The 14,378-nt window shown below is 43.9% G+C and carries 13 protein-coding genes; all 13 read left to right on the top strand.

The genetic code is table 11. The features are described from left to right. On the top strand, nucleotides 1-1,128 hold a 1,128-nt coding region (locus JXR81_11590; protein MBN2755485.1), incomplete at its 5' end, for an NHL repeat-containing protein. 266 nt (nucleotides 1,129-1,394) lie between these two features. Beyond that, entirely contained in the window at nucleotides 1,395-2,432 is a 1,038-nt protein-coding gene (locus tag JXR81_11585; protein ID MBN2755484.1) for a type II secretion system F family protein, read from the top strand. Beyond that, entirely contained in the window at nucleotides 2,432-4,141 is a 1,710-nt protein-coding gene (locus JXR81_11580) for a type II/IV secretion system protein (GenBank protein ID MBN2755483.1), read from the top strand. Before JXR81_11585 ends, JXR81_11580 begins: the two co-directional genes overlap by 1 nt. A 3-nt stretch (nucleotides 4,142-4,144) precedes the next feature. Beyond that, nucleotides 4,145-4,825, top strand: a complete 681-nt coding sequence (locus JXR81_11575) for a hypothetical protein (GenBank protein ID MBN2755482.1) — start codon at nucleotides 4,145-4,147, stop codon at nucleotides 4,823-4,825. Then, entirely contained in the window at nucleotides 4,822-5,367 is a 546-nt protein-coding gene (locus tag JXR81_11570; protein MBN2755481.1) for a PilN domain-containing protein, read from the top strand. The genes JXR81_11575 and JXR81_11570 overlap by 4 nt, the downstream gene beginning before the upstream one ends. Then, a complete protein-coding gene (pilO, locus tag JXR81_11565; GenBank protein ID MBN2755480.1) occupies nucleotides 5,367-5,939 on the top strand; it encodes a type 4a pilus biogenesis protein PilO in 573 nt (190 codons plus the stop codon). The genes JXR81_11570 and pilO overlap by 1 nt, the downstream gene beginning before the upstream one ends. Then, nucleotides 5,936-6,403 carry a hypothetical protein gene (locus JXR81_11560; GenBank protein MBN2755479.1) on the top strand — a complete coding sequence of 156 codons (468 nt, stop codon included), beginning with the start codon at nucleotides 5,936-5,938 and terminating at the stop codon, nucleotides 6,401-6,403. The genes pilO and JXR81_11560 overlap by 4 nt, the downstream gene beginning before the upstream one ends. A 4-nt stretch (nucleotides 6,404-6,407) precedes the next feature. Continuing rightward, nucleotides 6,408-8,741: a hypothetical protein gene (locus JXR81_11555; protein ID MBN2755478.1), complete on the top strand. Its 2,334-nt coding sequence runs from the start codon at nucleotides 6,408-6,410 to the stop codon at nucleotides 8,739-8,741. Beyond that, nucleotides 8,704-9,213 carry a type II secretion system protein gene (locus JXR81_11550; GenBank protein MBN2755477.1) on the top strand — a complete coding sequence of 170 codons (510 nt, stop codon included), beginning with the start codon at nucleotides 8,704-8,706 and terminating at the stop codon, nucleotides 9,211-9,213. Before JXR81_11555 ends, JXR81_11550 begins: the two co-directional genes overlap by 38 nt. Next, the gene (locus tag JXR81_11545) at nucleotides 9,200-9,586 is read left to right on the top strand and encodes a prepilin-type N-terminal cleavage/methylation domain-containing protein (GenBank protein ID MBN2755476.1); all 387 of its coding nucleotides are present in this window, start codon (nucleotides 9,200-9,202) and stop codon (nucleotides 9,584-9,586) included. Before JXR81_11550 ends, JXR81_11545 begins: the two co-directional genes overlap by 14 nt. Before the next feature lie 13 nt (nucleotides 9,587-9,599). Continuing rightward, the gene (gene gspG, locus JXR81_11540) at nucleotides 9,600-10,022 is read left to right on the top strand and encodes a type II secretion system major pseudopilin GspG (protein MBN2755475.1); all 423 of its coding nucleotides are present in this window, start codon (nucleotides 9,600-9,602) and stop codon (nucleotides 10,020-10,022) included. Next, nucleotides 10,012-10,461, top strand: a complete 450-nt coding sequence (locus JXR81_11535; protein MBN2755474.1) for a type II secretion system protein — start codon at nucleotides 10,012-10,014, stop codon at nucleotides 10,459-10,461. Before gspG ends, JXR81_11535 begins: the two co-directional genes overlap by 11 nt. A gap of 687 nt (nucleotides 10,462-11,148) precedes the next feature. Next, the coding region (locus tag JXR81_11530; protein ID MBN2755473.1) for a hypothetical protein at nucleotides 11,149-14,378 on the top strand (3,230 nt) is incomplete at its 3' end.

Here is a 14,378-nt window from a genome sequence, read left to right as displayed (position 1 = left end):
GATGTGCAAGATGGCACTCTAAACATTAAAGGGAAAACGTATTTAAGCGGGCCTTTTGTAAACGCTATAGAAATTTACCGCTATACCGGTTCAGAAACCCTTACGCCTACAAATACGCCCACAAATACACCTACAAACACTCCAACCTATACATTTTCAAACACTTATACGTTTACCAATACATTCACCAGGACATTTACACCCACAAATACATTTACAAGGACATTTACTAATACCTACACGAACACTTTCACAGTCACCAACACGCCTACAAATACAGCTACGTTTACACAGACATACACGCCTACTATAACACCGACGCCTTTGGTTCCTTTTTATCTTCAGGAATATGAGAAGTACATATTACGCGACCCTTATGATGTTAGCTTTGATGGTTCCGGTAATTATTATGTGACTGACAGATATCGCGGGTATTTGACTAAGTTTGATGCTTCCGGCCAATATGTTGCAAATTTGACGGTAAAAACTTATGACAGCCTTCTTGGTATTTGCGGTGACGGAAACGGTATTTTGTATATTGCCAACAGGTCCGAAGATGAAATTATTAAGTTTAATACCGCCAATAATTCAATTATAGCTGAGTTTGGGCCGGATTTAAACGGCGGATCCGATATTAGAGATATTGAAGATGTTGCCGTTGATACTGCGGGAAATATTTATTTTACCGATAATAACGGCGTTCATAAAATATCTTCCACGGGTCAGCTTTTAGCTTCCTGGGATGGTTCGGGAACTTCGTGCGGTGAAATAGACGGCGCGGCAGGTATTGCTGTTGATAATTCAGGAAATGTTTATGTTGCTGATTATGACGGGCATAGTATATATAAATTCGCTCCGGATGGAAGCTGTTTATTTATAATTGAACGTATCTACAATGACCCTTTAAGCATAAAAGCGCCTGTTGATATTGAAATAGACCATCAGGGCAATGTAATAGTAACTGATACTAATATGAATATGATAATGAAGTACACTCCTGACGGAGTATTAATGGGAAAGGTTTTACAGTCAGGGCTCAATGATCCTATAGGCCTTGTTTCTGACCCTTTAGGAAAGGTTCATGTTGTTGACAGAGGCTCGGATTCCGTAAAGGTATTTGGATATTAGAATGTTATTGGGCCTTAAATAACATATTAAGCGTACTGTTGGTAATGTAAAAACGTGCCAAATATTGAAATGCACGCATTTCAATTATTTCCTTTATATTTTTTTCTTAATTTTTTTATGGTTTTGATATCAGTTATTCATTGTAAGGCGGATAAAATTCTTTTTATGATTATTTTTTATTTTTGTTTATAAAAGTCTCGTTTCTGTGATAAAATCTTAAAATATTAGATTTGGAATATTTTTGTTATTTTGGAGGGTACGGGGTAATGAAGGGCAATACCGGTGATTTTATACAGTTTTTAACAGAGTTTACGGCGTTGTTACGGGCGGGGCTTACTGTTCCTGACGCTTTAAATCAGTGCGCGGACAGGCCTTCCAATAAGCCTTTGTCAAAGGCTATATATTTGGTTTTAAAAGATGTCATGTCCGGGTGTTCATTTTCTGACGCCCTTTATAAACATCCAAAATCCTTTGATTCTTTCATGGTATCTGCCGTAATTACTGGCGAATCATCAGGTAACCTTCACGAACCCCTTACAAAATACAGGGCTTATCTTGAACGCTCTGAAAGTATCAGTAAAAAGGTTCATCAGGCGCTTGTTTATCCTGTTTTTTTACTTGTAGCCATGGCAGGGATATTAAGCCTTTTGTTTATATTTGTTATGCCGCGATTTACCGCTTTATATGCGGATTTTAATACGCAGCTTCCTTATCTGACGCGTGTGCTGATGTATATCACTGACAACCTTAAGATAATAATTCCTTCTATTGCAGTAATTGCAGTTTTATTAATTGTAATTTATAAAATTCTCTACAGCAGGGAAAATATCAGGGTAAAAATTGATAAACTGGCTGTGGTTTTGCCTTATGTGAAGTCTGTAAACGCGCCGCTTTTTGTATCTCGCATTGCCGGTACCATGCACGCGCTTTTGTCAGGGGGCATGCATATTTCAGACGCGCTGGCTGTCACAGAAAAAAGCACGGATAATTTTTTCTACAAATCAAAGATAAAAGCAATAGCCGGGCGCATTAATTCGGGTTTAACTTTTTCCTCTGCTGCCAGGCAAGAAAAGATATTTCCTGATACTGCTGTAAAGCTGCTTGAAGCGGGTGAGGCATCCGGTGAGCTTCCAAAAATGATGGAAGAAATATCACTGTATTATGAAAAGCAGGCGGAAAACAGGACCGGAATGCTTATGGCATTGCTGGAACCGGTGCTTATAATGGTAACCGGGCTGGTAGTCGGCGCTGTTATTATTGCTATGTATCTTCCTGTGTTTAAAATAACAGAGGTTATAAAATAATGGGTATTTTTAAAAGAAAACGCATAGGCGAAATTTTAAGCGGGCTTGGTTTCATAAAACAGGATGTAATAGAGAAGGAAATATTAACCGCTAAAGGACGGCTTGGGCAATGGCTTGTAAGTAAGGGACTTGTTAATGTGGAACAGGTTGCACAGGCTTTAGCGGAGCAGTTTGAAATTAAATATACAAATCTGGAAAATTTTACCATGGCGCCGGAGCTGCTTGAAAAATGCAGCGTAAATGACATTTACCGGCTGGGTTTTGTGCCTTACGGTATTAAAAACGGCGTAATGGCGGTTGTTATTTCTGACCCTTTAAATTTTACCGTGATAAATGAAATAACCCTAAAATACGGAATGGAAACAGAATTTTTAATTGCTTCTGAAGATAATATTAAAGCGGCGCTGGAAAAAAGCGGAACAGCTTTAAGGTTATTAAATGATGTATCCACGGGATACAAAAAAGAAGAAGCAAAAGAAAAAAATATAAAAGAAAAGACCATAACAATAAGCGGGGTTGCGGTACAGGAAGGTTCAATTGAAAAGTTAATAAACACAATCCTGCTTGTCGCCATGAAAAAGCGCGCCAGCGATATTCATTTTGAAGTGTACGAAGGCGGGGTAAGGATTAAGTACCGCATAGACGGCATATTGTGCGATGCCACGGAAAATCTTGACACGGCTCATCACTCGGCGTTTATTACCAGAATTAAGGTTATGGCTAAACTTGACATAGCGGAAAGCAGGCAGCCGCAGGACGGACAGTTTACCCTTAATATGAACGGCAGGGACACGGATTTCCGCGTGTCCATACTTCCCGCCGCATATGGCGAAGATGTGGTAATCCGCATACTTGATAAAGCCGCTTTTGAAACCCTTATGAAAACAATGACCCTTGAAAGTATAGGTTTTGAACCATTGGTGCTTGCCCGCCTAAGAAAAAGCATTCATGAACCTTACGGGATGATTCTTGTAACCGGCCCTACGGGCAGCGGAAAGACAACAACGTTATATTCGGCGGTGTCTGAATTAAATTCCGGCGAGGAAAAAATAATAACAATAGAAGACCCTGTGGAATACAGGATTAAAGGCATTGTCCAGATACCGGTAAATGAAAGAAAAAAACTTACGTTTGCCGCGGGTTTAAGGTCAATTTTAAGGCACGACCCTGATAAGATTGTTGTGGGCGAAATAAGGGACCCGGAAACTGCATCCATTGCCGTGCAGTCCGCGTTAACCGGCCATCTTGTATTTACCACGGTTCACGCGAATAACGCGTGCGATGTCACGGGCAGGTTCGCGCACATGGGGATAAACGTCAACAGCTTTGTCACCGCGCTTAACTGTGTTGTGGCGCAGAGGCTGTTAAGAAATATCTGCACACACTGTAAAAAAAAGGTACATTATACTGCTGAAGAAATGAAAGGTTTTGGGCTGGAAGATAGAAAGTATAATAACATCACATGGTATGAAGGCGAAGGGTGCGAAAAATGCGGCAACACGGGGTATTTAGGCAGAAGCGCCGTGTGCGAATATATGGAAATGACGCCGAAATTGCGTATGATGATAGCGGCACAGTCAACGTCGCATGAACTTTCAAAAGCGGCGGTTGAAGAGGGAATGATTACGCTTAGGCAGGCGGCTTTAAAAAAAGCTTTAAACGGGGAAACTTCTTTAAAGGAGGTAAGCCGCGTCACGTTTGCGGATTAAACTATGAACTTTATTAAAAGAAAATTTAAAGCCGCGGTTTACACCGGAAATGACAGTTCGGGAATTATTTACGAAAACGGTGACAGCGCCGTATTTGAGATTACAGAAGATTTTGCGGCGCAGCTTGCGCGTGTTGCGTCTGAAAAACGTTACACAGAGATTAATGTTTTATTACCTGATAATATTTTCAGGTTTGATATTTTTGGCAATAAAACCATTACGCTGCCAAACGCGGGGTATGGTGCGGCAATTGAAGAAAGCTTTGCAAAGCACGGGCTGTGCGCCGCAAGAATTGCGCCATGCATATGCTATGCGGCAGAAGCGGTGTTAAAAAAACATACACTGAATAACTGCGCCATATTCCTGAATGAACAGGCGTTTTACACATTCGCGCTGTTTGATTCCAAAGGGGAATTTTTGTATGTTTTGTCCGGTACAGAAAATACCGGCAGGCTTTCAAAGGTTGAAAGTATGTTAAGGGCTTACAGTGCGTCTTTTGAAAATATAAAAATGGAAAAATTATTTATCCTTGACGGTACAGGCAATTCGCAGATGCTTCTTAAAGAGGCCGCGGAGCGCTTTAACGCCGCAGCGCAGGTATTTGAAACTGAAACGGCAGTACAAAAAGCGGGCACAGCGCAGGTTCCAATAAGCCTGCTGTGCGCGTATGGTGAGATAAAATGAAAACAACAAATTTAATAACAGGGTCTAAAACAGTAAAAAACATAACGTTATCCGCGGCTGTATTTATTGCCTGCGTTTTAATATTCACCCTTCTATTTATGATTTTTGATGCTTCTTTTATGAAAAAAAGCATGCCCGGGGTAAATAAAAGGCTGGAAAATACTCGGGAAAAAGCTAAAGAAGCGCGGGTTAAAAAGGCTGTAATTGATCCTGAATTTGCCTTGAATACCCAAAAAAGGGTAAATGCGATTAACGTGATGGGATTGAAAAAAACAATAAGCGTGACAGAGATGTTATATAAGGTGGAAAAAGCATCTCCTGCCGGCGTCAGCCTGAAGGATTTTAACTGCGACAGGCAGACGGGGGCGGTTTCAATAAAGGCGGTTTCTTCCAATCCTGAACTGATACCGGCGTTTTTAAATGCTTTAAGTAAAACGGGTATTTTTACCGGGATAGAGATGGAAAAACAGGAACAGAAAAAAGGCACGGACGGAAGCCGGTCAACATATTTTAATATCACCGCGGCAGAGGTAATTAAATAATGGCAAAAAGTGTGATTTTAACAAAGGTACAAAATGCGTTCAGGCACGGCGGCGTAAGGGTGGTTTTATCTTTTGTTTTATTAATAATTCTTGCTGTACTGCCGGTATTTTTTATTCACTGGCTGCCTGTAAAATCAGATTATACAAAAGTTATGGATGCCATAGGCGGTTTAAATAAAGAGATACAGAATATAAAAATGGGAAATGAAGCCAATGAAAGTATGAAACAGGCGTCTTTGGCGGCTGAACAAATAGAAAAAAGGCTTGTCGCAGCGCCTGAATCAGGATACCTGGAATCAGAGATAAATAAGTTAAGCGCGAAAGCCGGTTTAAGGCTTTCTATAGAAAATCAGGGAAACCATCCGGTGAAAGGCGCGATAAAAAGTGATTTTAATATTACCTTAAACGGGCAGTACGGTGATTTAAGAAAGTTTATACACTCCATAGAAACTATGAAACAGCTTGCGGTAATAGAAAGCATAAGGATAGAAGAAGATTCCGCGGGGCAGGGGCTGGTAAAGGCAATGATGAAACTTTCAATAATTCACAGATACGCGGCGGTGTCTAAATGAACAGAAAAAATAAAATCCTGATAGGGATTTTTGCCCTGCTATTGGCGGCTAATGGTATAAAATGGTCTGTTTCTTTTTTTGGAAAAAAAGCCGGCACAGATGACGTGATGTTAAAAAAACAAAGCGTAAGTTTTACCATACCGGCGGCTGACGCATACAAAAACCCTGCAAGAAACCTTTTTAACGCGCCGCGTACGGCAAGGCCTTCTGCAATAAGCAGGCCGGGTGCGGTGCAGGTTCCTGTTAAAAAGAAGGACTGGCCGTCTTTGAAATTCAGCGGTTCCGCGGTTAATAACGGAAAGAAATGCGCTTTTTTATCAGGCGCTGGATTCAGCGGCGCCGTATATGAAGGCGATGATTTTCTGGCAGGCGGATACACGCTTATCAGCGTTACAGATGCCGGCGCGCAGGTAAAAGATAAAGAGACCGGTGATATAAAAATTTATTCAAAAGACGGAAGGTGAAATTTTGAAAAAAAACGGATTATTAGCGATTTTATTTGTAATTAACTTATTATTCATGGTCATGATTGCAGGCTGCGCGCCAAGGCAGCTGTCACGGGCCGCGTCATTTGAACAGGATGATGAATGGATGTCAATGGTTTTTGAATATAGGAAAGCAGCAAAAAGCAACCCCGAAGACCAGGAATTAAGGACAAGTTTAAAACGCGCTGAATTTGAGGCGGCGGAACATTTTTATACGGCGTCCCTTGTTAAAAAAAATTCCGGCGATACGGAACAGGCAATCGCGCTGCTTCAAAAGGGGCTTTCTGTAATGCCTGAAAATGATAAGGTTAAGGCACTTTTGGCGGAATGCGCGGCGGAAAAAGAGGCGCGTGACAGCATAAATGACGCAAAGGCAATGATAGAAGCGGGAAGGGAACAGGACGCGAAAAAGCACCTTGAACGCGCCGTGCTTTTAATGCCGGAGGATAAAGAAGCTTTAGCGCTGATGGAAAAGATAAATTCATCCACGGCAAAATCCGTTGATTCGCTTTTCACTTCTGATAAAAGGATAACGCTGAAATTTTCTAATACAGATATTAAAACTGTTTTTGATTTTTTATCGTCGGCCTACGGGATAAACACCGTGTTTGATGACGCCGCAAAAAACGCGCAGATAAGCGTAAACGCGGATGAGGTTACGTTTGAACAGGCGCTTAACCTTATAATGTCAACGGGTTCGCTTTTTTATAAAAAAATAGGCAGTTCCACAATACTTGTAGCGCAGGATACAAGGGCAAAAAGGGACCAGTACGAAGACCTTCTTATTAAAAATTTCCAGCTTAATTCAATTAAAGCTTCTGAAATGTCCAATATCCTAAAAAATTCCCTTAATTTAAAACGCGTGACGGTTAATGAAACCCTGAATACGCTTACAATAAGGGATACTGAAGATATTTTAAAGCTGTGCGATAAAATAATAGGCGCAAATGACAGAAAACAGGCCGAAGTTGTTTTTGACGTGGAAATCATGGAAGTTAACCGCACAAAGGCCGAACAGCTTGGCTTGAATTACGGCAGCCAGATTAAACTTGCGCTTCCAAGCGCCGGCAATGCGGGAGATGTCATAGGTACTACTTTTCTTTCGCTTTTAAAACAGGGGACTTTAACGCTGCCTTCTTTTACCCTGAATTTTTTCAAACAGGATGTGGACGCAAAGATGCTTGCCAATCCGCGTGTAAGGGTCATTGACGGAAAAAAAGCAAAGATACACATTGGCGACAGGGTTCCGTTAAGGTCGTCCATTGTTCAGGACGCCACAGGCCAGGTAAGGTATTCATACGAATATAAAGACATCGGCGTGATGCTTGAAGTTACGCCTAAAATTAATTTTGATAACACGGTAAACGTACAGTTAAGGCTGGAAGTAAGCACTTTGGGTTCAAACATAGGCACAGCGACCGATCCCGCATACTCCATTGGCACAAGGGACGCGGATACTGTAATGCTTTTAAGGGACGGCGAGACAGCCATACTGGGCGGGCTTATAAGGGATGAAGAAAGAAGCAATAAATTAAAGATACCGGGTCTTGGCGACATTCCGCTTATAGGTTCTTTATTTACCACATCAACCGATGATTACGGCGCAAGGACAGATGTACTTTTAACAATAACCCCCCGTGTTGTGCGCGGTTGGGAAGTCCTGCCAAAAGAATACAGGGAAATATATTCGGGTACGGAAAATAATATTACAAGCAAGCCAAGGTATTTTTCCGGCACAGACAGCGCGGCGGCAGTTAAAACCGCGTCAATTGCAGCCGGTTCGGCCCCCGTATCCGCTGAGGTAAGTTCCGATATACAGACGGTTAATATTGACGCTATGGTAAATACACTGCCTGTCATATCCGTGGTAGAAGCACGGGCTGACACCACTCCCGCGGAAAAAGAAAATTTAATATCAGCGGACGGTATTTTGCTGGCATTTGAAGAGCCGCAGTATGTTGTACAAAAAGGGCAGGAAGCCGCGGTTAAAATAACAGCAGCCAATTTAAAGGATATAAAAGAGATGACAATAAAAGCGGCTTTTGATCCGGAGCTGCTGTCGTTTGTGTCGGCGGAAAAAACAGGCGGTATGGAAATAACAGTAAAAGGCAATACAGCGGCAAATGGGGTTGCGGAGATAACTGTAAAGCCTGACCCTGAAAAAAAATATGAAGGCAGGGCAGAACTTTTAACGTTGAAACTTAAGGGCGAAATTAACGGCGTATCGTATCTTGTTTTTCTTGAAAGTAAAATAACGGACATAAACGGGAAAGAGATAAATGTCCAAAGGTCGGCATCCAGGCTTGTTGTTAAATAAAAAAAGGGGATTCACGCTTATAGAAATACTTGTGGCGCTGGGAATACTTTCGGTATTAATGGCGGTGGCTGTGCCTTACGCCCAGATGTCCTTAAAGCGGGCAAAAGAGGCGGAACTTACGGCTTCGCTTCGTGTTATCAGGACTGCAATAGACGGTTTTTATAAAGATTATAAAGAAGGTAAAATAAGCAAAATGTGTGACTGCGCAAGTGAGTTCGGCTATCCAAAAAACCTGCTGGTACTTGTTGAAGGCGTATCAACAGGGGATGCGGTGGAAAAAAAATTAAAATACTTAAGACGTATACCGGCAAATCCATTTGAACGGCAGGATATCCCCGCCCATGAACAGTGGGGGTTAAGGTCATACGCGGATTCGTGGGATTCCTGGTCATGGAGCGGAGAGGATGTATATGATGTATTTGCAAAAACAGACAGAAAAGCCATAGACGGGTCAGATTATGCGTCTTGGTAAAAAAAACAGCGGCTTTACACTTATAGAACTGCTGATAGTGCTTGCCATTATAGCGCTTCTTGCGGGGCTTGTTGTCCCGTCAACGGTATCATCGCTTGTCAGGGGAAAAGAGGCCGCGTTAAAACAGGACCTTTTTGTATTAAGAAAAGCGATAGATGAATTTTTTTCTGATAACGGCAGGTATCCGGAAGATTTAAGCGAACTTGTCACGGTTAAATACATTAAAAAGATTCCAAAAGACCCGTTTACGGAAAAAACTGATTCATGGGTTCTTATAAAGGATTACGCGGAAGACGGAAACTACGGCGTGTCGGACGTTAAAAGCGGTGCCGAAGGCGCGTCATCTGACGGCGAAAATTATTCCGACTGGTAAAGGAGAAATATACATGTTAAGGAAACAGAAAGGTTTTACCTTAATTGAACTTCTTGTGGTACTTGGTATTGTTGCCATGCTGGCATCGCTTGTGGGACCGTCTGTCTTTAAAAGGCTGGCGCCGGCAAAGCGTGATGTGGCAAAAGCGCAGATAGAAAATTTTTCTTCGGCGCTGGATACTTTTTACGTGGATAACGGCAGGTTTCCGGCCGCTAACGAAGGTTTAAACGCGCTTGTAGTAAAACCGGCATCGCTTAATAAATGGAACGGGCCGTATATTAAAAAGGGAGTGCCAAAAGACCCATGGGGAAATGATTACATATACAGGGTTCCGGGCAGAATGGGAAGTTATGAAGTAATATCAACCGGTGCCGATGGAATAGAAGGCGGGGAGAAAGAAAACGCTGATATTGACAGTTTCAGTAATGCTGACTAAAAAAGGCGGTTACGCCTATATAATGGTGCTTTTAATTGCAGCTTCTGTATGCCTTGCGGCGTCGGCCATGGAAGCGGTTATATTCAGCAGGGACGCGGCAATACAAAAAGAAAAAGAACTTATTTTCAGGGGCATGGAATATAAAAAAGCGTTAAAAAGTTTCTATGATGCCGGAAAAGGCAGAAAAGAGCTTCCATATAACCTTGAAGACCTTTTAATGGATCCAAGATACCCGGATAAAAAACACATAAGGCGTCTGTATAAAGAGCCTGTTAATAATGGGGAGTGGGGATTGCTGCTGGACTCCGGAGGCAGGATTGCGGGTGTTGCGTCAAAATCAAAAAAGAAACCTATGAAGCAAAAAGGTTTTCCTGAAGAGTTAAAATCATTTGAAGACGCAAAAAGTTACGATGAATGGGTGTTTTTTTACGATAAGTAATGGGTGGTTTTAACGGTTTATTATTATTTATTATTGTATTGAAATGTTGGCATTTCTGCATTAGTGACGCGGGTCTTCAGCCCGCGGTAATTGATTCGTTCTTTGACCTTGTAGGGACAGCGCTCCCGCGCTGTCCGGCTCTTTTTTGGGAATTTAATCTCTGGTAGGCGCACCCTTCAGGGTGCGGTTGTAGCGAGCCTGCGAAGAGGAAATCCCGGCAATGAAGCGAGCTTGAGAGTGAAAGCAGGCGGGACAGTTGTATTTTTGAAATCTAAACCACGCGCCCTAAAGGGACGCGGCTACCAATGATAAAACAAACCGACCCTCTGATCATCCGACCATCCGACCTTCAGTTTTTACTTCCGTCCCTCCGTGCATCTGTCCCTCCGTCCCTCGCGCCTTAAACCGTCCCTCCGTGCATCTGTCCCTCCGTCCCTCGCGCCTTAAACCGTCCCTCATGTTTTTCCTAGCTTCCTAGCTTCCTAGCTTCCTAGCTTCCTAGCTGCTTAGCTGCCTAACTGCCTAACTGCCTAACTGCCTAACTGCCTAGCTGCCTAACTGCCTAACTGCCTAGCTGCCTAACTTCATAGCCGCCGCCTTTAAACCATTTGACACATTCGCCCTTATTTTGTATATTGTTTAAACGGTTAAACAATACGCCTTTATTAATATTTTCGGGAGAAAACTTTGCTGCGCAGAACGCTTTTTACAGTGATGGTTTTGCTTGTTTTTATTACCGGCCTGCGTGCTTCTTCTATAATACCAACCCAGGCTTGGTCGCGTGATGTTGGCGCTTCCGGCTATACTGACGGCGCGCCTATAGGCGGCTTTGGCGCCGGGACAATTACATGGAAAAATAACGGGGACTTTTATCTTTCACGCCTTGATATTGGCGCGGGCGATGAAGCGGGAACTTTTACCGCGGCCAATACCAACTGCAAATTTTTTATGTATCAGAAACCCGCGTCCGGCGCAGCCACGGTACAGCGCCTTGATTCCGCCAATCTGGGCACAGGGCAGGCGGTTTATAATTCGCTTTTTCCTTTTGCGTGGGTTAACTATTCCGGAAGCAGGTTTAGCGTAAAGGCAAAAGTCACGCAATACTCTCCGCTAATCCCCGAAGATTATCAGCGCGTAAGCTATCCCGTGGGCGTTTACGAATGGGAACTTACAAACCCCACAACACAGAATTATGACGCGGCAATAATGTTGACGTGGGAAAATCCATATGGTTCTTCGGCTTCGCTTGTAACGGACGGAAATTACACCGGCCTTGTTTTAAACAAAGCAGGCACAGGCACTCCAACGCTTGAAACTCAGGGTGAATTTTGCCTTGCGTCTTTATCATCGGTAGATGTTACTGTCACAAGAATGTCCGCGGCAAACAGGGCGGCGCTTGAAACTGATTTTTCAACGGACGGCGCGCTCTCAAATACTGTCGGAACCAATACAATAGGCGCTGTTGCATTTAAAGTCACGCTTGCGCCCGGGCAGACAGTAAGGATTCCAATAATATTATCGTGGGACATTCCAATAACCCAGTCGCAGTACAACGCCAAGTGGTACAGAAAATACACACAGCACTTTAACCGCCTTGGCACAAATTCGTGGGCGATAGCGCGCGAAGCGCTTGCGGACAGGGCTGTTTGGGAACAGAAGCTTGATGAATGGATTCACAGGATAACCGACAACCCCAATTATCCCGAATGGCTTAAATCAATGATCTTAAATGAAATGTATATTTATTTCACGGCAGGCACATATTGGGAAGCGGGCGGTGCGTCAGGGCAGGCGGATAATGCTTCGGAAAATATGTTTTCGCATCTGGAATCATATATCTACGATTTTTACGGCACGTCAGACGTAAGGTTTTACGGTTCTTGGGCTTTGTTTATGAACTGGCCGGAAATTGACAAGCAGTGCATCAGGCAGTTCGCTGATTCTGTTTACAACAATCGCTCTGACAGGCCCGCGGGATTAGGGACAACCGCGCACGACTTTGGAGCAAGGGGTGATGTCTTTACACGCTGGAACGCTTACGTTTACCGCGATTCTACAAACTGGAAAGACTTAAATTCAAAACTTGTGCTTATGGTTTACCGCGACTGGCACTTAACAGGCAGGACAGATTCGGCTTTTCTTGATTACTGCTGGCAGCCGTGCAAAATAGCCATGGAAAAAACCGCCACGCAGGACGCGGACGGTGACGGGCTTCCGGATTCCAACGGAATAGACCAGACTTATGATGACATGGATTTAACAGGCGACACTTCATATTGCGGCGGGCTGTATCTTGCGTCCTTGCTTGCGGCAAAAGAGATGGCGCTGGCAAAAGGCGAAACCGCGCTTGCGCAGACGTATCAGGACAGGTTTGATTTTGCCCAGCCCAATTTTGAATCACAGCTGTGGACGGGGCAATATTACAGGATTGATACTGACAGCCATGATCCAACCAGGATAATGTCAGACCAGCTGTGCGGGCAGTGGTATAACAAAGCGCTTGGGCTTCCGGGAATAGTGTCAGACGCCAATGCGGTTTCTTCTTTTCAGAAAATATACGATAATAATTTTGCCAAATTCGGGAACGGCTCTCACGGTGTTATTAATGTAATGAACTCGAACGGCACCATAGACACAACTTCAAGCCAGACCGAAGAGTGCTGGGTGGGCACGTCCTGGGGCGTTGCCGCGGGAATGGTGCATCAGGGAATGGAAGCGCAGGCTGATGATATAGGACAGTCGCTGTTAAATACAATCTGGAATACCGGGCAGTACTGGTTCAGGACGCCGGAAGCGTTCCGCGTTAACCTTACAATACCAAGGGCGTTTTATTATATGAGGGCAACTGCGGTATGGGCGGTTAAACACGCGTATGATTCAGTTCATCCCGCGCCCACTTATACGCCTTCGCCCACTGCCACAAATACCAATACCTGGGACCCCGCGTATCCCACATATACATTTACCAATACAGCAACGGCAACCAACACAAGTACTTATACCCATACAGCCACAGTAACGCCCACATTTGCCGATATCAGGGTAAACTGCGGCGGGCCGGAACATAATGACGGCGCAAACATCTGGGCGGCGGATTACGGCTACACCGCGGGCACAGCCGCCGGGCCTTCCGGCGCGGTTGCGGGCGCGCCTGCAGGACAGGGAACGCTTTATCAGACCGAAAGATGGGGAATGTCGGCGTACACGTTTAATAATATCCCTTACGGCACTTATGATATAACCTTGAAATTTGCGGAAACTTATTCCGGCGCTTATTCGGTTGGCGCAAGGGTTTTTGACGTATTCATAGAAGGCACGCGCGTACTTGATGATTTTGATATTTTTGCGGAAGCAGGCGCAAGCACGGCTTTGGACAAGGTTTTTAACGCTGTTCAGGTATCTGACGGAGTTCTAAATATTACTTTTTCAGCTTCGGTTGACAACGCCAACATAACCGCGATTGAAGTTGTGCTTGTTTCTCAGCTGCCCACTTCAACGCAAACTTCTACCGCGACACAAACGCCCACAGCCACATTTACTTATACGGCAACAGAAACTGACACGCCCGACCCGTTGTGGACAAAGACTTTTACCAATACATATACAGACACGGCAACAAATACGGCAACTTACACTTATACAAACACCTATACAATTACAGACACACCCACAGCCACGTTTACAGCTTCAATCACACCCACACGGATTGATGACCTTTTCATTGACTGCGCGTCCAATGATAATTACACGGACGGGCAGGGCAATATCTGGCTTGCAGATCAGGCGTACGGCGGCGGCAACGCGTGGGGATATGTCACGGCAGGCTCTACAAATGACTGGTACACCGGCGAGATTACTTTGACAAATGATGACGAACTGTACCACAGCGAAAGGTGGTCAGGCAGCGGGAATACGCT

It is taken from the genome of Candidatus Goldiibacteriota bacterium (assembly GCA_016937715.1).
Taxonomy (GTDB): domain Bacteria; phylum Oederibacteriota; class PGYV01; order PGYV01; family PGYV01; genus PGYV01.
The sequence above is the reverse complement of the archived record's forward strand: the minus strand, read 5'-3'. Positions and strand labels throughout refer to the sequence as shown.

What these genes read in the sequence shown, in the direction of transcription:
- JXR81_11585 (MBN2755484.1), top strand. Translation starts at nt 1,395, where the DNA reads ATGAAGGGCAATACCGGTGATTTTATACAGTTTTTAACAGAGTTTACG.
- JXR81_11580 (MBN2755483.1), top strand. Translation starts at nt 2,432, where the DNA reads ATGGGTATTTTTAAAAGAAAACGCATAGGCGAAATTTTAAGCGGGCTT.
- JXR81_11575 (MBN2755482.1), top strand. Translation starts at nt 4,145, where the DNA reads ATGAACTTTATTAAAAGAAAATTTAAAGCCGCGGTTTACACCGGAAAT.
- JXR81_11570 (MBN2755481.1), top strand. Translation starts at nt 4,822, where the DNA reads ATGAAAACAACAAATTTAATAACAGGGTCTAAAACAGTAAAAAACATA.
- pilO (MBN2755480.1), top strand. Translation starts at nt 5,367, where the DNA reads ATGGCAAAAAGTGTGATTTTAACAAAGGTACAAAATGCGTTCAGGCAC.
- JXR81_11560 (MBN2755479.1), top strand. Translation starts at nt 5,936, where the DNA reads ATGAACAGAAAAAATAAAATCCTGATAGGGATTTTTGCCCTGCTATTG.
- JXR81_11550 (MBN2755477.1), top strand. Translation starts at nt 8,704, where the DNA reads ATGTCCAAAGGTCGGCATCCAGGCTTGTTGTTAAATAAAAAAAGGGGA.
- JXR81_11545 (MBN2755476.1), top strand. Translation starts at nt 9,200, where the DNA reads ATGCGTCTTGGTAAAAAAAACAGCGGCTTTACACTTATAGAACTGCTG.
- gspG (MBN2755475.1), top strand. Translation starts at nt 9,600, where the DNA reads ATGTTAAGGAAACAGAAAGGTTTTACCTTAATTGAACTTCTTGTGGTA.
- JXR81_11535 (MBN2755474.1), top strand. Translation starts at nt 10,012, where the DNA reads ATGCTGACTAAAAAAGGCGGTTACGCCTATATAATGGTGCTTTTAATT.